We start from the raw sequence: 23,804 nt of genomic DNA, 5'->3' as shown, positions 1-23,804 counted from the left end.
TATGCGCATTCAAGCCGATACACCCAGGTTTTACTGCCATTGACAGCCTCCACTCGTTCTGTATTCTGTTATAAAATTCTATATAACATAATTGTGGAACATAATTGGGAGTGTATCGATGAAGTTCAGACTCGGATTCCTAATTGCGGCTGCTTTGGTTGCGGCGCCCTCGCTGCTGATGGCTCAGGAAAAAGGTGGCGTTATTAATGTCGCTACGATCGGCGAGCCGCCGACGCTCGATCCCATGACCTCCACCGCCGATCTCGTCGGTATCGTCACCCAACATATCTTCGAAACGCTCTATACGTTCGACAAGGGCTGGAACGTCACGCCGCTTCTTGCCGAGAGCCTGCCCGAAATCAGCGCCGACGGCAAAACCTACACGATCAAGCTCAGGACCAGCATCAAGTTCCATGACGGCAGCGTCATGACCTCCAATGATGTGGTCGCTTCGCTCAACCGTTGGATCAAGCTGGCGTCGCGCGGCAAGCAGGCGGGCGGCTTCATCGAATCCATTACCGCCCAGGATCCGGCGACCGTCCTCATCAAGCTGAAGCAGCCCTACGCGCCCCTTACCTCGCTGCTTGCCTTCAACAACTCCGCCGCCATCATCATTCCGGCCAGCAAGCAGGCGGATACGATGACCGACTTCATCGGCACCGGTCCCTATATGCTGAAGGAGCGCAAGCCCGACCAGTATATCCAGCTGGTGCGCTTCGACGGCTACAGGCCGCGCGATGGGGAAAGCAACGGTTACGGTGGTGCCCGGCATCAATATCTCGACGAAATCCGCTTCGTCCCGGTGCCCGACGCCAATACCCGCGTGGAGGCGGCCATTTCCGGCCAGTATGACTATATCGACAGCCTCCCGGTCGAATCCTTCGACAAGCTGAAATCCGCTTCGGCGACCCAACCGTTGCTTCTCAAGCCGTTCGGCTATCCGGTCTTCGTCTTCAACACCGCCGACGGCATCACGAAGAATGTCGCGATCCGCAAGGCGATCCGTCAAGCACTCAGCATGGAGGACATGCTGGCGGCCGCTTTTGGAAGCACGAATTTCTATACGGTCGACGGCAACATGTACCCTGCCCCCTTCACCTGGAGCACGGATGCCGGCGTCAAAGGGAATTACAATGTCGCCGATCCGGAAGGCGCGGCTGCGGCCGCCAAGGCTGCGGGCTACAAGGGCGAACCGATCCGTATCCTGACGAGCCGCCAGTACGAATTCCATTACAAGATGGCGCAGGTCGCCGCCGAATATCTGAAACAGGCAGGCTTTACGGTGGACCTTCAGGTGGTCGACTGGGCGACGCTGACCCAGCGCCGTGCCGACAAGGCGCTGTGGGACATCTATATCAGCCACAGCCCCTTCCTGCCGGAACCGGCGCTGATCGGCACGCTGTCGCCAAGCTCGCCCGGCTGGTGGACCACGCCGACAAGCAAGGCCGCGATCGACGCATTCAACACGGAGGTCGATCCGAAAAAGCGCATCGAACTTTGGGCGAACGTCCAAAAGACCATCTATGACGAAGCTCCCATGATGAAGATCGGCGATTTCAACGCCGTTGCAGCGATCTCCACCAAGCTTCAGGGCGTCGACCCCGCGCCGTGGCCCTACTTCTGGAACGCGTCGATCAAGAAATAAGCCTCCCAAGGCGCTCGGGCGCCGGTTGCGGCCGGCGCCCATTACCGATCCTGTCCGTCTGCGGACCCGGGAACCGACGCAATGATACGATACATCCTTCAACGTCTTGCGGGCATGATCGTCGTGATGTTTCTCGTCGTCACGATCGTTTTCGTGATCGTGCGCGTGACCCCCGGCGATCCGGCCGCCGTCATGCTCGGCCCGGATGCGACCGCGCAGGATATTGCCGAACTGCGAACCCGGCTTGGCCTCGACCAGTCCATCGTCGTCCAATACCTGTTCTATGTCGGGCAGTTGCTGAAGGGCGATCTCGGCCAATCGATCTTCCTCAATATTCCGGTTTCCTCCGCGCTTCTTGAACGCGCCGAGCCGACCTTTTTCCTGACGCTATTTTCGCTCCTCATCGCTGGCGTCATCGCGCTGCCGATCGGCATCTATGCCGCCTATCGGCGGGGATCGCTCGTCGATCAGGCTTCGATGGCGATCGGCATGCTGGCTGCAAGCATTCCAAGCTTCTGGCTTGGCCTCATCCTGATGCAGGTCTTCGCGGTGCGCCTGGGAGTGTTCCCGGTGTCCGGCTACGGCGGGCCAGGCGCAAGCTTCCTGGATCGCATGTATCATCTAACGCTGCCGGCCGTAGCACTCGGTCTGGTCTCCTCGGCGCTGATCCTGCGCTTCACCCGCGCATCGATGCTCGACGTGCTCGGGGACGACTATATCCGCACCGCCCGCGCCAAAGGGCTGATCGAGCGCCGCGTCGTTCTCAAACATGCGCTGAAGAACGCGCTCATTCCAATCCTGACCGTTCTGGGGCTGACGGCCGCAGTCCTGATTTCCGGCGCTGTCGTCACCGAGACCGTCTTTGGCCTGCCAGGCGTCGGAAGCCTCGTCGTCTCGGCGGTGCTGCGCCGCGACTATCCGGTGATCCAGGGGGCCTTGCTCGTGATCGCCGGCCTTTACGTGCTGATCAATTTTGCGATCGACATGCTCTACCTGCTGGTTGATCCGAGGGTACGCTACTGATGGCCGATATCGCAACCGACACACCCAAACAGGCGCAGAGCAAACGAAGCAAGTTCCTTCGCCGGCTTCTGAAGCGCAAGACCGTCGCCGCCGGCCTGATCGTGCTGACGATCTTCGTGGTGCTTGCCATCCTCGCTCCGTGGATCGCGCCCTATTCGCCCTCGAAGCTCTCGATCGTCAACCGACTGAAGCCCCCAAACGGGATCTACTGGTTCGGCACCGACGAGTTCGGCCGCGATATCTTTTCGCGCACCATCTATGCCGGACGATTGTCGCTGCTCGTCGGAGCCGCCGTTGTGGCATTATCGGCGGCGATCGGCGTTACCCTCGGCCTGCTCGCCGGCTTCTTCCAAAGGCTCGACACGCCGATCGCCCGCCTCATCGACGCGATGATGGCATTTCCCGATATCCTGCTTGCCATCGCGCTGGTCGCAGCCCTCGGCCCGTCGCTGACGACAGTCATCGTCGCGCTGTCGATCGTGTACGCACCGCGGCTGGCCCGCATCGTCCGCGCCTCGACGCTTGTCATCCGCGAGCTCCCTTACGTCGAGGCGGCTAAGGCTCTCGGCATCTCGACGTTCCACATCATGACGCGGCATGTGCTTAGAAACCTCCTGTCGCCGATCCTGGTGCAGGGGTCGTTTCTCTTCGCCAGTGCCATGCTGGCCGAAGCCGGGCTCTCGTTTCTCGGCCTCGGCGTCAGCCCCGAAATTCCGACCTGGGGGACCATGATCGCCGCCGGCCGCCAATATATCGGCCAAGCCGACTGGATGACCTACTTCCCGGGCTTTGCCATCATCCTCTCCGTGCTCTCGCTGCAAATGGTCGGCGACGGCCTGCGGGACATGCTCGATCCAAGACTTCGAAAGGACTTGTAAATGACCGGTGAAAAAGCGGGCAAGCCGCTCCTCCTCACCAATGTGAAGCCCATGGCTTTCGGCAGCGATACCGCCGCCGGCATCATCGACATCCTTATCGGCGCCGACGGCAAGATCGCCGCTTTCAGCCCCCAGCTTGCCGCTCCCGGCAATGTCGAGCGCGTCGACTGCAAGGGCGCCTGGATCTCGCCCGGCTGGATCGACCTGCACGTCCATATCTGGCATGGCGGCACTGACATCTCGATCCGCCCCTCCGAATGCGGCGCCGAGCGCGGCGTTACGACGCTGGTCGATGCGGGTTCGGCCGGCGAAGCCAATTTTCATGGTTTCCGCGAATATATCATCGAACCATCCAGAGAACGCATCAAAGCCTTCCTCAATCTCGGTTCGATCGGCCTTGTTGCTTGCAATCGCGTCCCCGAACTGCGTGATATCAAGGATATCGACCTCGACCGCATCCTCGAATGCTATGCCGAGAACAGCGAGCACATCGTCGGCATCAAGGTGCGTGCCAGCCATGTGATCACCGGTTCCTGGGGGGTAACGCCCGTCAAGCTCGGCAAGAAGATCGCCAAGATCCTGAAAGTCCCGATGATGGTGCATGTCGGCGAGCCACCGGCGCTCTACGACGAAGTGCTTGAAATTCTCGGACCGGGCGATGTCGTCACGCACTGCTTCAACGGCAAGGCCGGTTCCAGCATCATGGAGGATGAGGACCTCTACAATCTCGCCGAGCGCTGCGCCGGCGAAGGCATCCGGCTCGATATCGGCCATGGAGGCGCGTCCTTCTCGTTCAAGGTCGCGGAAGCGGCGATCAGGCGCGGCTTGCTGCCCTACTCGATCTCGACCGACCTGCATGGGCATTCCATGAACTTCCCCGTCTGGGATCTGGCGACCACCATGTCCAAGCTGCTCTCGGTCGGCATGCCCTTCGACAAGGTGGTGGACGCCGTCACCCATGCGCCGGCCTCGGTCATCAAGCTTTCGATGGACAGCCGGCTGTCAGTCGGCGAACGGGCCGATTTCACCATCTTCGACCTGGTGGATGCGGACCTCGAGGCGACCGATTCCAATGGCGACGTCTCGCGCCTTCAGAAGCTGTTCGAGCCACGTTACGCGGTGATCGGCGCAGAGGCAATCACCGCCAGCCGCTACGTTCCCCGCGCCCGCAAACTTGTCCGTCACAGCCACGGCCTTTCGTGGCGGTAGTCAAAACAGTAAGATTGAATGCCAGGAGCATACGTGAATACGTCCCCAACACAGGCCGCTTCAGCAGCGCAAACACCTTACCAGCGACTGGCGGCGCTCGGCATCGAGCTGCCGCCGCCGCCACCGCCGATCGCCAATTTCGTCACCCATGTTCGCGAAGGGAACGTGCTCTATCTCTCGGGTCAAGGACCGCGGGAAGCAGACGGCCACCTCCATTCCGGCAAGGTCGGCGGTGATGTCAGCGTCGACCGGGCCTATCAGCATGCGCGGCTGACGGGCATCAATCTGCTTGCCGTCATGCACGGTGCGCTCGGCGATCTTTCCCGGGTGAAGCGGGTGGTGAAACTGCTCGGCATGGTCAATGCCGTGCCGCATTTCGAAGATCATCCGAGCGTCATCAATGGCTGCTCTGACCTCTTCATCGAGGTCTTCGGCGAGGCGGGCCAGCATGCCCGTTCGGCCGTCGGCTTCGGTTCGCTTCCCGGCAACATCACGGTCGAAATCGAAGCGATCGTATCGCTCAATGATTAGCTTTTGCGCAATTCCGGACGCAAAACTGCGTCGCACTTTTGCTGGAGTTGCTCCAAGGAGGACGAATTCAGTGGTTGCGCCAGCCCATCAGCTTTTCGATCCGCTCGGCAGCCGCGCGCACCTGCTCGCCATAATGGTCGCCGTCGGAAACGGCTTTCTGTTCAGGAAGCACGATCGAAATGGTCGCGACACATTGACCATCCCGGTCAACGACCGGCGAGGCGATGCAAGCGACCGCATAATCGGACTCCGCGACCTGGATGGACAAGCGCTCTTCAAAGGCTTTGCCCGCAGCATCAGAAAGCACGCCGGCATCGACCTCGGCCCGACCGGTCGGCGAGGTGCGGGCACAGTGCTTGAAAAGTTCGATCCTTTCCTCTTCGGGCAAATGCCCGACCAACAATCGACCCGAGGCAGTCCAGTTGAGCGGCACGCGCGTTCCGACGCGGGAGGCGACCTGGAAATGGCTCGGTCCGTCCGCCATCGCCAGCACCAGCATGGCATCGCCGTCGCGACCGCAGACTTGCACCGTCTCACTCGCCTGCCGGCAAAGATCGTGCATTTCGCGCGTCGCAACGCTCATGAAATCCAGCGACCGGGCATAAGCGAGGCCATAATGGTAAAGGCGCGCCCCAAGCCAGACGGAACCGTCGGCGTTGCGGCCAAGCATGTTCTTTTCGACCAGATCGTCGATGATCACGTAGACGGTCGAAAGAGGCGCCTTGATCGCCTTGGCAATCGCGTAGGCGCCAGCCGGCGCGCCGGTTTCATAGAGATAATCGATGACCTGCAGCGCACGATCGATGCCGCTTACGCGCGAACGGCGCGCGCCTTTGGTTTCCGCCTCCCCGATGGAATCGGCGCCTTCAGGGGGTGCGGCGGGTAGGGTCTTGGCGTCCAAATCAACGCTCCTCGTGAGATTTCGAGAAGCTATTACATTACTATGGCATAGCTGTCGATGACAATCGGCAGTCGTCACTTTGGAGAGATAGAATGTCCGATGATATCCGTAGCAAGATCGGCCTGAGGCCCGTCATCAACGTATCAGGCACCATGACGAGCCTCGGCGCATCGATCGTCGTGCCCGAAGCCATTGCGGCGATGACGGCGATCCTGCCGCAATTCGTTGAGATCAACGACCTCCAGCGCAAGGCAAGCGCCGTCATCGCGCGGCTGACGGGCGGCGAGGCAGGCTTCGTGACGGCATCCTGCTCCTCCGGCATCAGCCTCGCCGTCGCCGGCACCATCACCGGCAACAACCTTCTCGCTATAGAGAGACTGCCTGATGCCACACCGGACAAGAACGAAGTCATCGTGCAGACGGGCCATGTGGTGAGCTACGGCGCCCCCGTGGATCAGGCGATCCGCCTTGCCGGCGGCAAGGTCGTGCTGATCGGTCAGGCAACATCGACGCATCGCTTCCACATGGAAAACGCCATAAGCGAGAAGACGGCAGCGGCCGTCTATGTCGTCTCCCATCATGTGGTCGATTACGGCCTGCTGCACCTGACCGAGTTCGTCGAGATCGCGCATGCCAAGGGCGTGCCAGTTATCGTCGATGCCGCGTCGGAGTACGACCTCAAGCTCTTCCTGGCGCAGGGCGCCGACATCGCTCTCTATTCCGGGCATAAGTTCCTCGGCGGCCCGACATCCGGCATCGTCGCCGGCAAGAAAGAGCTGGTGCGAAACGCCTTCCTGCAGAATATGGGCATTGGCCGCGGCATGAAGGTCGGCAAGGAAAGCATCTATGGCACTATGGCGGCGTTGCAGGCCTGGGAAAAGCGAGATCATGCCGGCATCCGCGAACGCGAGACCGGCTATTTGAACCTGTGGAAACGAACTCTCGACGGCCGCCCCGGCGTCACTGCCCTGATCGAGCCCGATCCCACCAACAACCCGCTCGATCGCATGCGCATCATCATCTCGGCGCCGGAAGCGCATATCAGCGCCTGGGATCTTGCCGCAGCGCTGGCCCGCGGCAATCCGCCGATCATCGTCCGGGATCATGAGGTGGAACATCATTATTTCTATCTCGATCCATGCAACCTGCATCCCGGCCAGGAGACGATCGTCGCGACGAGGCTTGCCGAGGAGCTCGACAAGGCGCGCGCCTCCAACGAGATCATCGCGACACCGATCGAGAACCGCAGCCGGCATCGCTTCGACGGCGTGCTGAACTGGCCGGACTGAGCTGTGACAGGAATTGCAAGAAGGGAGCAAGCATGAGCACGTCGCAGGCAAAGGCCACAGAGGGCGCCGAACCCATCCTCTCGGTCGAGAACCTCACCACCTCGTTCCTGGTGGATGGCGCATGGAGACCTGTCGTGCGCAATGTTTCCTTCTCGGTCGCGCCGGGCGAGACGGTGGCGATCGTCGGCGAGAGCGGCTCGGGCAAGAGCGTCACCTCGCTCTCGATCATGCGGCTGCTACAGAGCGATTCAAGCCGCATCGAAGGCAAGATCATGCTTGGCGGCCGCAATCTGCTTTCTCTTCCCGAGCATGAGATGCGCAAGGTGCGCGGCAACGACGTGTCGATGATCTTCCAGGAGCCGATGACGTCACTCAATCCGCTTTTCACCATCGGTGACCAGATTTCAGAGGCCTTGCTCTGCCACAGGGACATGTCGACTGCGGACGCCAAGGCCGAGACGATCCGGCTGCTCGAAAAGGTCCGCATTCCCTCAGCCGCATCGCGCTTCGACGAATATCCGCACCGCTTTTCCGGCGGCATGCGCCAGCGCGTCATGATCGCCATGGCGCTCGCCTCGAAGCCGAGGCTGCTGATCGCCGATGAGCCGACCACCGCTCTCGACGTCACGATCCAGGGCCAGATCCTCGACCTCATCAAGATGCTGCAGGATGAGGAAGGAACTTCCGTCCTGTTCATCACGCATGACATGGGTGTGGTGGCGGAGATCGCCGATCGCACGGTCGTCATGTATCGCGGCGAGCAGGTGGAGACAGGCGCGACGGCCGATATCTTCCATCGCGGCCAGCATCCCTATACCCGCGCGCTGCTGTCGGCTGTACCAGTGCTCGGTTCGATGCAATCCTATGACCGGCCACTGCGCTTCCCCGTCGTCGATACGGCAACGGGAGAATCCGACACGCCAGCCGAAGTGCCCGATACGGTCGCAAAGGAAAAGCCGGTTCTGCAGGTGAAAAACCTCACCAAGCGCTTCGACATTCATTCGGGTCTCTTCGGAAAGCTCAAAGGCCGGGTGCATGCGGTCGAAAACGTCTCGTTCGATCTCTTTGCCGGCGAAACATTGTCGCTTGTCGGCGAATCCGGATGCGGCAAATCGACAACGGGGCGTGCGATCATGCGGCTGATCGAGCCGCAATCCGGCTCCGTCATCGTCGACGGCCACGACGTGCTCTCTCTTGGCAAGCGTGACATGCGCGAGATGCGCAAATCCGTGCAGATGATCTTCCAGGACCCATTCGCCTCGCTCAATCCGCGCATGACGGTCGGTCAGGCGATCGCCGAGCCCTATCTCGAACACCGGATGGGAACGGCAAGGGAGGCAAGAGAGGTCGTCGTCGATATGCTGCGCAAGGTGGGCCTGATGCCTGACATGGCAAGCCGCTTTCCGCACGAATTCTCCGGCGGCCAGCGCCAGCGTATCTGCATCGCCCGTGCCCTGGCATTACAGCCGAAAGTGATCGTCGCCGACGAAAGCGTGTCCGCGCTCGATGTGTCGATCAAGGCGCAGGTCATCAACCTCATGCTCGACCTGCAGCAGAGCCTCGACCTTTCCTTCCTGTTCATCTCCCACGACATGGCCGTGGTCGAGCGCGTCAGCCATCGCGTCGCCGTCATGTATCTCGGCGAAATCGTCGAGATCGGCCCGCGTGCCGCCGTCTTCGGCAATCCGCAGCACGACTACACGAAGAAGCTGATGGCCGCCGTTCCGGTGCCGGACCCCGGTCGCCGACGCGAAAAGCGCATGGCGACGAGCGACGAATTGAAGAGCCCGATCCGGCCCGTCGATTATCTCGTCAAGCCGCGCGAGTATCGAACCGTCTCTCCAAGTCATCTGGTTGCCGTCTGACACTTCAATTCAGATAGGCTGAGCGGCCACATCGTCCGCAACTGCAGCAGGCGCCGGCATTGCAGGAGCTTACTTTCCCCTGCGCAACGCAGGGCTGCTATCGCGTATGAAATGACGTCGTTGCCGCGTCCGCCTTCTCCCCTCGGGGAGAAGGTGCCGTCAGGCGGATGAGGGGGTGCCTGCCAAGAGCACGAAAATCTCTCTATTCAAACCGGCAGCCCCCTCATCCGACCCTTCGGGCCACCTTCTCCCCGCCGGGGAGAAGGAACTTCCGGTGCTCATCCGTCCATATGCGATAGCCCTGCTACGCAACGGGACGCCCTTGCAAACGCACACTGCTTTGATTAATCGTTTAATCAAAGAAACCGGAGCGCGCTCTTGGATGAGCCAGACACGCCCTTCTTCGATTCGGGAAATCGCCACCAAGCTGGGTGTCTCCACGGCAACGGTCTCGAATGCCCTGCGCGGCACGGGGCGGGTGTCGCCAGCCCTTGCGGAGCAGATTCGCCTGGAAGCGGATAGGCTCGGCTATGTGCCTGACCATGCGGCCCGGGCTCTACGCACTGGCAAGAGCAATACGATCGGCCTGCTGGTTCCGAATATCGGCCAACCCTTGTTTCCCGCCTTTGCACAGGCCATCGAACGAGCCGCCAAGCGGCGCGGTCTTGCCGTTCTGATTGGCGACAGTCAGGGTGAGCCGCTACAGCAGGAATTCGAAATCAGAACCATGGTCGCCCGCGGCGTCGATGCGCTGATCGTGATACCGACGCGCGGCACGACGATTGCACCCACGGACGTCCCAGTGCCGGTCGCCGTCATCGACAGCGTTGCCACGATCGGCAATGTCGCCGCCAGCGACCACCGCGGGGGTGGACGTCTCATCGCCCGCCATCTGCTCGAGCTTGGTCATGACCGGCTTATTATCCTCGCCGGCCCAGAGAATTCGCTGGTGGCACGCGAGCGCGTCGAGGGAATGCGCGAAATCTTCCGGCAGGCCGCCGTCGAACCGGCATTGCGACACAGCGATGCGACGTTCGAAGCTGGCAGCGCTCTCGGCCGCGAGCTTGATCTACAGCACTTTACAGCTTGCGCCGCCGCCTATGACGCCCTCGCCATTGGCTTTGCCATTGCCGTCAAAGACAGAGGCTGCAACATTCCGGAAGACATGTCGCTCACCGGCTTTGATGATCTGATGTGGGCTCAAATCGTCTCTCCGCCGCTCACGACCGTTCGGCAGGACTTGGAAGCCGTCGCAAACCATGCGCTCGCCTTCGTTGCCGGAGAAACCGAGACCAGCGGAATATTCCCGACGGAACTCGTCTTGCGGCAATCCACCGCGCGCCCATCCGCCTTTGCCAAGGGAGGCAGACATGCCGAATGAACCCCACGACCTCCATTCACCCGAGCTGCGCGATCGCGCCGTCCGGGCGGCATTGGGTCTTGAGCCGTTCGATGTGCTGATTGGCGGCGGAACGCTCGTCAATGTCGCAACCTCGGAAATGAGGCCGGCCGATATCGGCCTTGTCGGCCCCTTGATCGCAAGCGTCCATGCATCGGGGACAAGGAAGGACTCAAAGCAGACCATCGACGCTTCAGGACGCTTTATTGCGCCCGGATTTATCGACACGCATATGCACGTCGAAAGCTCGATGGTGACGCCACGGCGATACGCGGAAACGGTCGTTCCCCAGGGCACGACGACGGTCTGCTGGGATCCGCATGAAATCGGCAACGTCGCCGGCCTCGACGGCATTCGATGGGCGCTCGAAGAAACACGGCAATTGCCGCTGCGCTTCCTGACCCTGGCGCCCTCCTGTGTCCCCTCGGCACCTGGCCTTGAGCTTGCCGGCGCAGAGTTCCGCTCAGGCGAAATGGCGACCATGCTCAGCTGGCCGGAGATTTCCGGTGTCGCCGAAGTGATGAACATGCGCGGCGTTCTTGAGCGTAGCGAGCCGATGCGCGGCATCCTTGAAGCCGGACTTGCGAGCGGCAAGCGCGTCTGCGGCCATGCCCGCGGCCTCGAAGGCGCGGAATTGCAGGCCTTTGTTGCCGCAGGCATCCAATCCGATCACGAGCTTACTTCGGGCGAGGACTTGCTAGCGAAATTGCGGGCTGGCCTTACCATCGAGTTGCGCGGTTCCCACGACTATGTCCTGCCCGGCGTCGTCGAAGTGCTGAAAAAGCTGCCGCATCTGCCGCAAACGCTGACGATCTGCACCGATGACGTCTTCCCCGACGACCTCGTGAATGAGGGAGCGATGTCATCCGTTCTCAGGCGTCTGATCGGCTATGGAATGAAGCCGATCGATGCCATCCGCGCCGCTACGCTCAACGCCGCCATGTGGCTGAACCGCTATGATCTGGGATTGGTGGCACCCGGCCGCCGCGCCGACATCGTCATCCTCTCCGATCTCGAAAAGATTGCGGTTGACCGTGTCTTTGCATCGGGACGGGAGGTCGCAAGAAGCGGCAGCCTCGTTGGAGCCAGCGAGTGCATGCCCTCGGATGCCTATCGCGACACCGTAAGGCTCGAGAAGCTTTCCGCCGCCGATTTCGAGATCGAGCTGCCGGGCATGACTGATGCTCGCGTCAACACGATTGTCAGCCCACGATTCACGAAATGGGGAGAGGCAATCGTCAAAGTCGAAAACGACAAGCTCGTTCTGCCTGACAATATGCTGCTGATGGCTGTTATTCACCGCCACGGAAGAAAAGAGCCGACACCCGTCATCGGCATCCTGGAAGACTGGGGCCATTGGCGTGGTGCTTTGGCGACGACGATATCACATGACAGCCATAATCTCATAGTCTTCGGCCGCGACCCCGCAGATATGGCTGCGGCAGCCAATGCCGCCATCGAGGCGGGCGGCGGCATGGCAACGGCGGCCGATGGCAAGGTGACGGCAGTGCTTCCCCTGCCCGTCTGCGGCTTGCTGTCGGATGCGCCCGCAAAGGAGGTGGCCAACGATTTCGCCAGGCTGCGTGCCGCGGCCGATGCAATCGCCGACTGGATGCCGCCCATTCGCACCTTCAAGGCGGTCGTCGGGGCAAGCCTTGCCTGCAACCCCGGCCCGCATGTCACCGATCTCGGGCTGACCGACGGAACCACTCAGGACATCAGACCGCTTCTGGCTGCAAGCCAAAACTGAGGTCAGCCCGCACGGCGGTATTTGCCGACTTAGGAGATATAGACAATGGCCTCAAATACGAATGTCGGGCAACAGGGTGATACGTCAGAGCCGCGGTGGAAGACCCATTTTCGCATGGGCGAGCGTAAGACCAATACGAAGACGGAAATCATTGCCGGGATGACGTCCTTCCTGGCGGCGGCCTATCTTCTTGTCGTGATCCCTTCCCTGCTTTCCGCCGGTGGCATCGACCGCGCCGCCGCAACGACGGCAACCATTCTCGTCATCATCGGTGCGACCCTGTTCATGGCGCTCTATGCCAATATGCCCTTCGTGGTGGGGCCGGGCATCGGCGGCTCGGTTCTGGTGGGGCCGACGATGGCCGCCGTGGAGCATATTCCCTGGCAGACGGGCCTTGCGATTTCCTTCTGGTCGAGCGTCATCTTCGTTCTGCTGACGGTGCTTGGCGTGCGTCAGGTCATCGCCCGTATGGTTCCAGCCCAGATCAAGCTTGGCCTGGGCGCGGCGATCGGATTGTTCATCGCGCTTCTCGGCTTCAAGAATGCCGGTCTCGTCGACGTCAACGCCAAGAGCCACGCGCTCATGCTCGGCTCGTTCAACTCGGGACAGGCGATCATCGCCGTCTTCGGCATCTTCCTCGCTGTCTTTCTGCGCGGGCGAAAGGTGCCGGGACCGATCCTCTGGGCCATCCTGGGCAGCACGCTGCTCGGCATTCCGCTCGGCGTCACCAAGGTGCCCGCCGCATTCTTCGGAGCGCCGCATGGCATCTCCGAGATCGGCCTTCAACTCGATTTCCTTGGTGCGCTGAGGATAGACTATTTCCCCTATCTCTTTGCCTTCTTCGCATCCGAGTTCTTCTCGACCCTGGGCACGACGCTCGCTGTCGGCGCAAAGGCCGGCCTGGTCGACGAGGAAGGCAACATGGCGGATCTGGGCAAGCCGTTCCTCGTCGATTCAATTGCCGCCACAATCAGTCCGCTGCTCGGCATTCCCTCCGCCACGGCGCTGGTCGAGAGCGCCACCGGCGCGGAAGCCGGCGGACGCACCGGCTTTGCTTCGCTGGCAACGGCAGCCCTTTTCGCGCTCACTTTGCTTTTTACCCCGATCGCGCTGATGATCCCGGCCGCGGCCACCGCACCCGCCCTGATCCTCGTCGGAATGTCGATGTTCAGCGCGCTGAAGCGTGTCGACCTGGAGAATTTCTCCGACGGTCTTTCCGCTCTGATGATGGTCCTTCTGACCCTGGTCTCCAACAGCTTCGGCACCGGTATTGCCGGAGGACTGCTATTCTACGTCATCGTCAAGGTCTTGTCGGGAGAGGCGAGGCAGGTGTCCATTGGCATGTACCTTCTCGCCATCCCGCTTGCCTATTATTTCTGGACCGTGGCTGCTCACTGAGCGGCCACAAATCCATAAATTCCGCGTCCGTAATCCGGCATGAAGCTGTGGGCCAGCGACCTGACCGCCGATGACCATCGATACGGTTTGGGACGCCCTCTATTCTGTCACATCCATGTCATGAAATACCTCGACACCTCATGCCAAATCAGGAGCGGGTATCGATATGGATTATTTCAGACGTTTCAACTTTCTGTTCGCAACGCCAACCTTCGACAATGAGGATCTGGAAGGTGCCCGCTACAATCAGATCGTCGAGGAAATCGAACGCTCTGGTTTCGAGGTGGTGCGCGCGCGCAATCTCGAAGATGCCGAGATCGCCGTCCAGACCGACGCTGCCATCGGCTGCATGCTGGTCGACTGGGGCAAGAAGGGCCTGGAAGGCAAGACGGCCTCCCTCATCAACCTCATGCGCCGGCGCGGCCTCGAATTCCCGATCATCCTGCTGATCCGGCGCAAGCGCTTCGAGGATGTGCCGGTGGAAGTCCTCGATTTCATCGACGGCTACGTCTTCCTGTCGGAAGAAACGCCGGCCTTCATCGCAAAAAGCCTCATCAGCCGGCTCAAGCAATATGCGGAGACGCTGAAGACGCCTTTCTTCGGCGCGCTGGTCGATTACGCCGAAGAGGGCAATCACCTCTGGACCTGCCCCGGGCACAATGGCGGCATCTTCTATAGCCGCAGCCCCATCGGCCGTGTCTTCATGGAACATCTGGGCGAAGCGGTTTTCCGCGACGACCTTGACAATTCCGTGCTCGATCTCGGCGACCTCCTGACCCATGAGGGGCCTGCGCTTGCCGCGCAAAAGGAAGCGGCCAAGATTTTCGGCGCCGAGAAGACCTATTTCGTGCTGAACGGCACCTCCACATCAAACAAGGTCGCGCTCTCAGCGCTCGTCACCGACGGCGATCTCGTGCTGTTCGACCGCAACAACCACAAGGCCGCCCATCACGGCGCCCTGATGATCTCGGGCGGCATTCCGATCTATCTGCCGACCAGACGCAATCTCTATGGCCTGATCGGTCCGATGGATTTCGCCACCATGGACGAGGACGCGCTGCGCGAGCGCATCCGCACCCATCCGCTGGTGAAGGATCCGGAGGCCTACAAGAAGCCGCGTCCGTTCCGCGTCGCTGTCGTGGAGCAATGCACCTATGATGGCACCATCCACAATGCCGAGATGATCCTCAAGCGCATCGGGCATCTCTGCGATTACATCCTCTTCGACGAGGCCTGGGCGGGCTTCATGAAGTTTCATCCGCTTTATGCCGGGCGCTTCGCCATGGGGCTTTCCGACCTAGGCCCGGATGCGCCTGGCATCATTGCCACGCAATCCACCCATAAGCAGCTGGCAAGCTTCTCGCAGGCCTCGCAGATCCACATGAAGGATAGGCACATCACCGGCCAGAAACGCCGCGTGGAACACCGTCGCTTCAACGAAAGCTTCATGCAGCACGCCTCGACCTCGCCCTTCTATCCGCTGTTTGCCTCGCTGGACGTCGGCGCGCAGATGATGAAGGGCCGTTCGGGCGAAGTGCTTTGGGACGACACGATCCGGCTCGGCATCGAGCTGCGCAAGAAAATCCGCGCCGTGCGCCGCGAATTCGAGGAGAAGGAGCATCGCCCGGAACGCCGCTGGTTCTTCGAGCCCTTCGTGCCGGATCGGGTCACGATCCCGGATGTGTCAAGCCCCGGCGCCGTGCACGACGTGCCGTGGGAAAGCGTCGCGACCGACCAGCTCGCCACCAATCCCGCCTTCTGGCACCTGACGCCCGATGCGGCGTGGCACGGCTTTTCCGGCATGGAGCCGGGTTTCGCCATGACGGATCCCAACAAGCTCACCCTGCTTACCCCCGGTTTCGACCGAGCCACGGGTAAATACACCGAGCATGGGATTCCGGCGCCGGTGGTCGCGCAATATCTGCGCGAAAACCGTATCGTCGCGGAAAAGAACGACCTGAATTCGCTGCTGTTCCTCCTCACGCCCGGTGTCGAGGCCAGCAAGGCCGGCACGCTGATCAGCGGCCTTGTCGCGTTCAAAAAGCTTCATGACGACAATGCGCTGCTGGAAGAGGCAATTCCGGAATTCTACCGCCGCCGTCCCGGCCGCTATGCGGGCGTGCGCCTGCGCGATCTCTGCGCTGAAATGCACAATTTCTTCCGCCAGGCCGATGTCAGCGCCCTGCAGACGAAGCAGTTTTCCGCCGAACACCTGCCGCCGATCGCCATGTCGCCGCATGATGCCGCACGTTGCCTTGTTCGCAACGATGTCGACTATCTGCCGATCGACGCCATTGCCGGCCGCATCGCGACGACACCCTTCGTCGTCTATCCTCCGGGGATTGCGACCATCGTGCCCGGCGAGCGCCTGACGGAACAGGCAAAGCCCATGATCGACTATCTCAAAATGTTCGAAACCTGCTTCAACACCTTCCCCGGCTTCGAGGTGGAGATTCAAGGCCTCTATCGCGAGATCGATGCATCCGGCAAAATCCGGCTCTATACCTACGTCGTCGCGGAATAGGCTTGGAAATTCAGGTTCGGACATGAAGCAGGATAAAACAATCATCGTTCGCCCCTCCCGCGAGAGCGACGTCGATGCCATGCTGGCTATCTATCGCCGCCATATTCACCGCGGCGTCGAGGCCGGAGTTGATGATAGCGACACACCGCAGCCGGACGATCTGCGCGAGCGGCGTAAAAATTTGAAGGACAAACGCTTCCCGCATGTCGTTGCGATCGAGGGTGAGAAGGTTGTCGGCTATGCCTATGTGGTGTTGTTTCGTAAGCGCCCGGCCTATCGCTACACCGTCAAGCATTCGATCTATGTGCATCACGACCATGTCGGTCAAGGTGTTGGGAGCCTGCTGATGCGCGGGCTGATCGACGCCTGTGCTGCGGCCGGTTTCCGGCAGATGATCGGCTATATCGACGCCGACAATGCGGCCTCTCTCGCCTTGCACGAACGCTTCGGCTTCGTTCGCGTCGGCCTGCTGCCGGCGGTTGCCTATCGTTACGGCCGCTGGGCTGACACGGTGATGGTCCAGCGCTCGCTCGGTCCCGGCTCCACCACGCAGCCACCTCCGCCGCCGCTCTCCACCCGCTGAAGCAGAAGGGGTTGTTGCCGGCCGGCAAAGCTGCTGGCTTATACAGGCTGCTGCATTGGAGCCGGCATGAAGCCTAAAACGAAATCTATGACCTTCGACGAGGACATTTCGCAGGGCTTGAGAGTGAGGCCTGTTCCGGAAAGTACATAGAGATTGAAGCTGACGATATCGGTCCCGCCAAGCTCCTCGCCATAGAGCCAGATCCGTTTCCCGTCAGCCGATCGCTTGACCGTCACACCCCAGGGGCGACCTCGAAAGCACTCCTCCGAATAGCCGTCAGACAGCTTTGCAAGCGCAGCTTCGAAGTCCGACAATTCGGCGGGCGGCAGCTGCGGCGTGGCGTCCGTCATGGCGCCAGGCATTCGTCACATATGCCGCAGCCGTCCTCATCCATCTTTCGTGCCGATCGCAGCCTTCGACAGCACAGGCATGCCGTGCCATCGGCTCGGGATTCCTCGTCACGCTCGGGCGGGAGGATCTCCATCAGCAGGTCGGAAAGTGGTTCAGTTGCGATCTGGCCCATCTTGAGGCTCCGTATTGGGGGACGGACAAGAGATAAGAAGCCTCGAAGGCATCTCAAGGTGGCACTTGCGAATGACTGTCGCGGAGCGATTTGCCCTCGTCTCTCCTGCACGGCAACGGAGCTGGTTTGATATCATCATCAGGGATGATATGTTCTGTATTTGTTTCAGATTCTGCAATTGAAGGGTCCATGCTTAAATCTGCATGATGACCGAGGTCGCCATGAACGACGCCAACGCAAAGCCTGTCCGGAAGATCATCCATGTGGATATGGATGCATTCTATGCATCCGTCGAGCAGCGAGACAATCCGGAGCTGCGTGGCAAGCCGCTTGCGGTCGGAGGGTCGGCGGCACGCGGCGTCGTGGCGGCCGCAAGCTATGAAGCCCGCGCCTTTGGCGTTCACTCGGCGATGCCTTCGGTCACGGCAAAACGCAAATGTCCGGACCTGATTTTCGTGCCGCCACGCTTCGATGTCTACAGGGCGGTGTCGCAGCAGATCCGCGAGATCTTTGCCGAATATACGTCGATGATCGAGCCGCTGTCGCTTGACGAAGCCTATCTCGATGTTACCCAGAACCACAAGGGAATGAAAATCGCCACCGAGATCGCGCTGGAGATCCGGGCCAAGATCAAGCAGGTCACCGGCCTCAACGCCTCGGCCGGTATTTCCTACAACAAGTTCCTCGCCAAAATGGCAAGCGACCTCAACAAGCCCAACGGCCAGGCCGTCATTACGCCGAAGAACGGACCCGCCTTCGTCGAAACGCTTCCTGTCAAGAAGTTCCACGGCGTCGGGCCGGCGACGGCCGAGCGCATGCACAAATACGGGATCGAAAACGGGCTGGACTTGAAGTCGAAATCCCTCGCCTTCCTGCAGGAGCATTTCGGAAAGGCCGGCCCCTATTTCTACGGCATTGCCCGCGGCATCGACGAACGCCAGGTGAAGCCCGACCGGATCCGCAAATCCATAGGCGCAGAGGATACGTTCGTCGAGGATATCGACGATCTCGAGCTGGCGACGGCGGAGCTGCGGCCGCTTGCGCAGAAGGTCTGGCGCTACTGCGAAACAGGCGGTTTCAGCGCCAAGACGGTGACCGTGAAGATCAAATATTCGGACTTCACCCAGGCGACACGCAGTCGGACAAGCTCGCTGCCGGTCGCAGACGCTGGCGCTGTCCTCGAGACAGCGTCGGCGCTTCTGGCAAGCGTCCACCCGTTTACGCGGCCGATCCGGCTGCTCGGCATCACGCTTTCGTCTTTGACGAACGAAGAGGCCGGCGACGGGAGCTTACAGCCCCAGCTCGATCTCGGCATCTGAAGGATGCTGATCCTCAGCGGTCACAATGGCGGTCTAATCTTTCCACCCAAAGCAACGGAAACGGACAACCGCGGCCGTCAAAGCGAAAAATCATCAAGGCCAGAGCCGCTCCTTCAGCCAGCCTGCCTTTTCACGCCGGTATCGCAAGCGATGGTGACGGCGCTCGGCGTCACCCTGCCAGAATTCAACCTCATGCGGCATAACGATGAAAACCGCCCAATTTGCAGCGACAAGATCGGGCTCGTCCCGCAACCGCCGATGCTGCAGTGCCAATGCGTCATCAAGCTCCTGCAACGACCCCAGAACCTCGCTCTGTCGCTCGGTCAGGGCAATGGCCTTGGCGCCCGGCGCGCGTGCACGGAAATCGGCATAGCGCTCATGCGCCTCGGCCTGAAACGCCATGCCGCGCAGCCGCACCTGCCGCCCGAGCTGCGGCCAGTAGAAGGTGAGTGACACAGAGGGATTGGCGGCGATCTGCCGGCCTTTCGGCCCGCTGCCTGTTGTTGCGAAGTGCCAGCCACGCTGGTCAAGGTTCTTCAGAATGAGAACACGAGCATCCGGTGCGCCATCCTCGTCGATCGTGGAAAGCACCATGGCATGTGGCTCCTTGATATCAGCCTCGATGGCATCCCGCAGCCAGTCGGAAAACAGATCTCGCGGATTGTCGGGTGTCAGATCCGCCTCGAACGAGGGAAACGGCCCGGCCAGGGACTTGAGTATGCGCAATTCGTCTCTCACGGCACTCTCCTCATGGTCTGGCGATGATAAGCCGCAGCGAGCCTTCGAAGAATGGCTGCGTGCGGAGGGCACCATAATGGCGATCCCAGGATCCGTCGGTGAGATCGCGACCGAGCTCGGCGACAAAACGCTCGCCAATGGAGGCATCGACAAAGCTCCATGCCGAATTGGCAAGCCGCGCGCCGGGATCAAGCATTCGTTCCGGCCTGCCATAATAGGCCTCACCGAAACCATCGAGGCAATTCAGCGGGATCGGCACCGCCTTGATCTCTACATTGCCGCCGAGTGCGGTCGCGATCCTGTCCATCTCCGGATAACGTCGTGCCTCGACCGCAATCATTTCAGGTGCATAGGTGTGTAGCCACGACCGTTCCAGCAGATGCGGATCACAGCTCAACACCAGGACGGGTCCGCGGGTGACGCGCCGCATCTCGGCAAGCCCTCGGTCGAGATCAGACCATTGATGCACCGTGAAGGTCGCCATTGCCGCGTCGAAACTCCGATCGGCAAAAGGAAGATGTTCCGCCGTTCCGTCAATCGCGACCGGGAGATGCGCTGGCCGTTGGGCGCGCATGGAGGCCGACGGCTCGATGGCCGTCACCTGCCGGTCGACGGGCTCATAGGAACCAGCGCCGGCACCGGCATTCAACACAGTTTTCGCATCGCCGAGAGCGGCACGGATGAATTCGGCTATATGGGGGTCCGGCTGGCGATAATTGGTATAGCCCGATCCGATCACGCCGTAATCCGCATCGCCCGCACTGCCGTCCTGATATCTGCCTTGCACTTCATGTCTCCGTTGCTTCGTCGGACAAAGCTTCGCCAGACGTGAAAATGCCATTGCATCGTCGCGTCATTGTTCGATGAATGCGCTGTCCATTTCTCTCGATGTCAAAAAAACACGTTATTTTTACCGAAGAAAAACGATATGTTCGAACAGTCAATGTTCGGAAAATGCACATGGCCAGACGGTTACCCTCCCTGAACGCATTGCGTGCCTTCGAAGCGGCCGGCCGGCTCGGCCGCATGACGCTTGCCGCAGACGAGCTCAATGTGACGCATAGCGCCGTCAGCCGGCAGATCCAGCATCTGGAGGAGTTACTTGGCGTTCCCTTGTTCGAAGGGCCGAAAAACCGGCTGAGACTGACCGAAGGCGGAATGACCCTGCTGACCGGGCTGACGGGCGCATTCGACCAGATGGATCTGTCGGTGCGAACCGTAGCCGACACCGAAGACGGTCAGCTCGACGTCTCCTGCCCCGGCACCTTTACAATGCGCTGGCTCATTCCTCGTCTCTATCGGTTTCAGGCGAAATACCCCAACATAGAAGTGCGCTTGTCGGCCTCGTCGAAACCCGTCGATTTCAGCCGCGACGGCTTCGATGTGGCGATCCGCGTCGGAATCGCGCCATGGCCTTCCGGCGCCGATGTGATTTTCCTGTTTCCGGAGCAAACCGGCGCGGTGCTGGCGCCGTCGCTCTTTGCCGCGTCGACGCCCGAGTTCGACGGCCTGCCCCAGCTTCATACGCGCACAAGGCTGCGCGCATGGGGCGACTGGCTTGCCCGTTCGGAAAGATCGGTCGCCGCCGGACCACGCGTCGAATACGAGCATTTTTACTTCATGCTGGAGGCTGCCAGTGCCGGCCTTGGCGTCTGCGTCGCCCCGTGGCCCTATGTCAGCGACGACATTCGTTTCGGCCGGCTGATGGCGCCATATGGCTTTCTGGAAAGTGGCCACGAATATGTGGCGCTGCGCCGAGCCCGCCGGAACCGAAAATCCGTTCTTTTCTGCGAATGGTTGCAGAGCGAAGCAGAGGCCTACGGGCGCTCCAGCAAGCCTCCCACTGGCTGAACGACTATGGCCACCGTTGGCCTTCAAGACGAACCGACCGGAGAAAACCCAGCTTTGCTGAGGATCTCCTGCCCGGTCTCCGATAACAGGAAGTCCCGCAGACACCTGGTTTCATCATCAGCGCCCTTATGAATTGCCATGCCGTATTCGATAAGCGGCTGAAATTCGTCGGGTATGTCGATGACGCTGAAAGCCGCATCTCCTGCCAGAAGACGCGCGTTCGAAGAATAGCTCATCATCAGATCGACGACGCCGTCGGTAATCAGATAGCCGCCGCCCTTGCCCGCTGGCGTCGGCAACGAATGGCGGCCACCTACCAACTGCTGCGACCGCGACCTGATCGCCGCACCCTTGCCCGGATACCGTGCTTCGATCTTGTCGAAGACCTCGAAAGCATAATCGCCGCCCGGATCGTCGCCTGGCGTGGAGGTACCAATCCTCACGGCGGGATCGGCCAGCACCGCGAGAAAATTCTCCGTCGTCAGGCCAAGCTCGGCACGCGAGAGCACACAGAGCCGATTGCGGGCAAAGCAGACCGCATCTTCTGCAAGACCCATAGAAACAAGCCGCCGCGGATGCGCCATATTGGCGGAGGCAAAAAGATCGAAACTAATGCCTGCCTCGATCGTTTCCCGCAGCAGCCCCGCGGGTCCGAGCGTCAGCGAGATGCCAATGCCGAATTCTCGTCCAAAGGCGCCAATGATCGCCGGAAAAGCATGACGCAGGCTGCCGGCCGACAAGACTTGAACTGCATTGCTCACGCTCGATTTCCTTTTCTGTCTCAGATGAAATCGTGCTCTGCGGCGGGAGATCGAAATTTGCCGAGACGTCCGTTGACGTCGGCCTCGGGATGCGAACACTACCGGTAATCCTCAAGCCGAAGCTGCTCGCCCTTCCCTATCCCCGTTATCTCTGCCGGCTTCCTTCGATTCGTTTTCATCACATCGCGGTTGAAGTCATTAACCGCCCAGCAAACACCGATGGTTTGAAGATGCGCGGTGTTTTCTATTCCAACTTTTATGAGAAAAGTCAGCCGCCCGGCCAGCACGTTACGGCAATGCTCGTTGTTATCGAACCAGGGCTGACTGGTGACGTTGTCCAGCACCTTCTGGAGTGTGGTGACTTGCTTCTGCGATAGGCTGCCTCCTATAAGGTTGCGAAAGCGTTACATCCTGCCTCCTTCGAGGACCACTGATACTGCGACATCACGGATGGACTCGCTCTTGCAAGTGAAACCACTCCGATACTATGCAGTCCGTTACTTCAACTCCGCGCGATGGGCGATCCTTGACGGCAAACCGCCAGCCAAACCGGCCATTGCTTATGTCTGCTGCCGGCGCGTTAGGCATGCTGCCGTTTAAAGCCTACGTCCATTTTTGACAGTGCCGGAACGCGCAATGCCCGACGAACGGGCGGAAGTTGCCGCCAGTTCGTTCGTGGTGATCCTTTGGGGTTCTGCCGGTTTTACCGCTCAGCAAGCCCGCCTGCGCTTCATCATCGCGCTCAGCCTCTCCGCCCCGGCTTCGTCGACGGGTGTATAGACGATCATGCGGTCGTCATTGCTGGGGCTTGCCCACCAATTGTTGGATTGCAGCGGCAGGATCGTACCATCCGCCAGGCGGAAACGCTTCACGGTATTCTCGATGCCCTTGAGCTGATAGCGATCCCAGACGATGCGGAATTGATCGGAAGCGCTCATATAGCGTTCCAATTGCCGCTCCCAGCTTGGATCGTCGAGATGCTCGGCCATGGAGGCACGAAACAGCGCGGCCATATTGGCCAGCATCTCGTCGGGATCGGCCTGGCTTGCGCGCCAGGCAGGATTGACGAGGGACAGATAGATGCAGTTCCGGTCCTCGGGCGTGACGGCATCGAGATCGACGCCGACGAGACGGCGATAGGCCTCGTTGAAGCCGCGTATATTGTAGCGTTTCGTCTGGATAAGAGCCGGGTAGGGACAGAGATGATCGAGAATGCGCTGGCTGGCCTTGGTGAGCGGCTCGCAGACGCGGGGATTTTCGAGCCGGGGCGGAACCGGCAGATTGGCCAGTCTGAACAGGTGTTCCGTCTCGACTTCGTTGAATTCCAAAGCATGCGCGACGGAGAGAAGAACGCGCGGCGACACGCGGATCGGGCGACCCTGCTCCAGCTTGGTGTACCAGGTAATGCCGATATCGGCGCGCGACGCCACTTCTTCCCGCCGCAATCCGGGTGTACGAATTCGTCCTGCTCGGCCCAGTCCCAATTTTTGCGGGTCGAGGGATTCACGCCGCCTTCGCAACATCTCGCCGAGTTCCTGTGCCCGCGAAAGCATCTGATTGGGAACGATATCGAGCGTGCCGTGCATTTCCATTCTCCAGCCTGATACTTTTTATACC

21 protein-coding genes are annotated in these 23,804 nt (G+C 60.6%); 14 read left to right on the top strand and 7 right to left on the bottom strand.

Features of this window, described 5'->3' with window-relative positions; translation table 11 throughout:
* Window positions 1-118 precede the first annotated feature (118 nt).
* The 5 genes from PH558_RS32565 to PH558_RS32545 all read left to right on the top strand — a co-directional run bounded on the left by PH558_RS32565 (window position 119) and on the right by PH558_RS32545 (window position 5,286).
* Entirely contained in the window at window positions 119-1,645 is a 1,527-nt protein-coding gene (locus PH558_RS32565) for an ABC transporter substrate-binding protein (RefSeq protein ID WP_113408578.1), read from the top strand.
* Window positions 1,646-1,726: 81 nt separating this feature from the next.
* The gene (locus tag PH558_RS32560; protein WP_285208358.1) at window positions 1,727-2,668 is read left to right on the top strand and encodes an ABC transporter permease; all 942 of its coding nucleotides are present in this window, start codon (window positions 1,727-1,729) and stop codon (window positions 2,666-2,668) included.
* On the top strand, window positions 2,668-3,546 hold the full coding sequence (locus tag PH558_RS32555) for an ABC transporter permease (protein ID WP_285208357.1): 879 nt from the start codon (window positions 2,668-2,670) through the stop codon (window positions 3,544-3,546). Before PH558_RS32560 ends, PH558_RS32555 begins: the two co-directional genes overlap by 1 nt.
* The gene (locus PH558_RS32550; protein WP_113408580.1) at window positions 3,547-4,755 is read left to right on the top strand and encodes an amidohydrolase/deacetylase family metallohydrolase; all 1,209 of its coding nucleotides are present in this window, start codon (window positions 3,547-3,549) and stop codon (window positions 4,753-4,755) included.
* Window positions 4,756-4,773: 18 nt separating this feature from the next.
* Window positions 4,774-5,286, top strand: a complete 513-nt coding sequence (locus PH558_RS32545) for a RidA family protein (RefSeq protein WP_483314220.1) — start codon at window positions 4,774-4,776, stop codon at window positions 5,284-5,286.
* Between the two features lie 67 nt (window positions 5,287-5,353).
* On the opposite strand, the gene PH558_RS32540 is transcribed toward PH558_RS32545, so the two are convergent.
* Window positions 5,354-6,187 carry an IclR family transcriptional regulator gene (locus tag PH558_RS32540; RefSeq protein WP_113408582.1) on the bottom strand — a complete coding sequence of 278 codons (834 nt, stop codon included), beginning with the start codon at window positions 6,185-6,187 and terminating at the stop codon, window positions 5,354-5,356.
* Between the two features lie 92 nt (window positions 6,188-6,279).
* Here PH558_RS32540 and PH558_RS32535 point away from each other — a divergent pair, with 92 nt between their 5' ends.
* From PH558_RS32535 to PH558_RS32505, 7 genes are all read left to right on the top strand, one after another.
* A complete protein-coding gene (locus tag PH558_RS32535) occupies window positions 6,280-7,476 on the top strand; it encodes an aminotransferase class V-fold PLP-dependent enzyme (RefSeq protein WP_095438597.1) in 1,197 nt (398 codons plus the stop codon).
* Between the two features lie 32 nt (window positions 7,477-7,508).
* Window positions 7,509-9,341 carry an ABC transporter ATP-binding protein gene (locus PH558_RS32530; protein WP_285208355.1) on the top strand — a complete coding sequence of 611 codons (1,833 nt, stop codon included), beginning with the start codon at window positions 7,509-7,511 and terminating at the stop codon, window positions 9,339-9,341.
* A gap of 382 nt (window positions 9,342-9,723) precedes the next feature.
* Window positions 9,724-10,722 carry a LacI family DNA-binding transcriptional regulator gene (locus PH558_RS32525; protein WP_285208354.1) on the top strand — a complete coding sequence of 333 codons (999 nt, stop codon included), beginning with the start codon at window positions 9,724-9,726 and terminating at the stop codon, window positions 10,720-10,722.
* On the top strand, window positions 10,712-12,490 hold the full coding sequence (locus PH558_RS32520; protein WP_285208353.1) for an adenine deaminase: 1,779 nt from the start codon (window positions 10,712-10,714) through the stop codon (window positions 12,488-12,490). The genes PH558_RS32525 and PH558_RS32520 overlap by 11 nt, the downstream gene beginning before the upstream one ends.
* A 45-nt stretch (window positions 12,491-12,535) precedes the next feature.
* On the top strand, window positions 12,536-13,888 hold the full coding sequence (locus PH558_RS32515; protein WP_285208352.1) for an NCS2 family permease: 1,353 nt from the start codon (window positions 12,536-12,538) through the stop codon (window positions 13,886-13,888).
* Window positions 13,889-14,054: 166 nt separating this feature from the next.
* Window positions 14,055-16,412, top strand: a complete 2,358-nt coding sequence (locus tag PH558_RS32510) for an Orn/Lys/Arg family decarboxylase (protein WP_285208351.1) — start codon at window positions 14,055-14,057, stop codon at window positions 16,410-16,412.
* Window positions 16,413-16,434: 22 nt separating this feature from the next.
* Window positions 16,435-16,995 carry a GNAT family N-acetyltransferase gene (locus PH558_RS32505; protein WP_095438591.1) on the top strand — a complete coding sequence of 187 codons (561 nt, stop codon included), beginning with the start codon at window positions 16,435-16,437 and terminating at the stop codon, window positions 16,993-16,995.
* A 38-nt stretch (window positions 16,996-17,033) separates the two neighbouring features.
* Here the strand turns inward: PH558_RS32505 and PH558_RS32500 are convergent, their stop codons facing one another.
* Window positions 17,034-17,357: a hypothetical protein gene (locus tag PH558_RS32500; RefSeq protein WP_285208350.1), complete on the bottom strand. Its 324-nt coding sequence runs from the start codon at window positions 17,355-17,357 to the stop codon at window positions 17,034-17,036.
* Between the two features lie 382 nt (window positions 17,358-17,739).
* Here PH558_RS32500 and dinB point away from each other — a divergent pair, with 382 nt between their 5' ends.
* Window positions 17,740-18,837 carry a DNA polymerase IV gene (dinB, locus tag PH558_RS32495; protein ID WP_285208349.1) on the top strand — a complete coding sequence of 366 codons (1,098 nt, stop codon included), beginning with the start codon at window positions 17,740-17,742 and terminating at the stop codon, window positions 18,835-18,837.
* 93 nt (window positions 18,838-18,930) lie between these two features.
* On the opposite strand, the gene PH558_RS32490 is transcribed toward dinB, so the two are convergent.
* Window positions 18,931-19,575, bottom strand: coding sequence for a pyridoxine/pyridoxamine 5'-phosphate oxidase (locus PH558_RS32490; RefSeq protein WP_285208348.1), 645 nt, complete (start codon window positions 19,573-19,575; stop codon window positions 18,931-18,933).
* Window positions 19,576-19,585: 10 nt separating this feature from the next.
* Window positions 19,586-20,362, bottom strand: coding sequence for a class I SAM-dependent methyltransferase (locus PH558_RS32485; protein WP_285208347.1), 777 nt, complete (start codon window positions 20,360-20,362; stop codon window positions 19,586-19,588).
* 173 nt (window positions 20,363-20,535) lie between these two features.
* On the opposite strand from PH558_RS32485, the gene PH558_RS32480 reads away from it, so the two are divergent.
* Window positions 20,536-21,426 carry a LysR family transcriptional regulator gene (locus PH558_RS32480; RefSeq protein WP_285208346.1) on the top strand — a complete coding sequence of 297 codons (891 nt, stop codon included), beginning with the start codon at window positions 20,536-20,538 and terminating at the stop codon, window positions 21,424-21,426.
* A gap of 23 nt (window positions 21,427-21,449) precedes the next feature.
* On the opposite strand, the gene PH558_RS32475 is transcribed toward PH558_RS32480, so the two are convergent.
* The 3 genes from PH558_RS32475 to PH558_RS32465 all read right to left on the bottom strand — a co-directional run bounded on the left by PH558_RS32475 (window position 21,450) and on the right by PH558_RS32465 (window position 23,773).
* Window positions 21,450-22,187, bottom strand: coding sequence for a molybdate ABC transporter substrate-binding protein (locus PH558_RS32475; RefSeq protein WP_285208345.1), 738 nt, complete (start codon window positions 22,185-22,187; stop codon window positions 21,450-21,452).
* A gap of 98 nt (window positions 22,188-22,285) precedes the next feature.
* On the bottom strand, window positions 22,286-22,531 hold the full coding sequence (locus PH558_RS32470) for a hypothetical protein (RefSeq protein ID WP_285208344.1): 246 nt from the start codon (window positions 22,529-22,531) through the stop codon (window positions 22,286-22,288).
* Window positions 22,532-22,897: 366 nt separating this feature from the next.
* Window positions 22,898-23,773: a helix-turn-helix transcriptional regulator gene (locus PH558_RS32465; RefSeq protein ID WP_285208343.1), complete on the bottom strand. Its 876-nt coding sequence runs from the start codon at window positions 23,771-23,773 to the stop codon at window positions 22,898-22,900.
* Window positions 23,774-23,804 lie beyond the last annotated feature (31 nt).

The sequence above is a fragment of the Rhizobium pantanalense genome (genome assembly GCF_030182525.1).
Classification (GTDB): Bacteria; Pseudomonadota; Alphaproteobacteria; order Rhizobiales; family Rhizobiaceae; genus Rhizobium.
The sequence above is the reverse complement of the archived record's forward strand: the minus strand, read 5'-3'. Positions and strand labels throughout refer to the sequence as shown.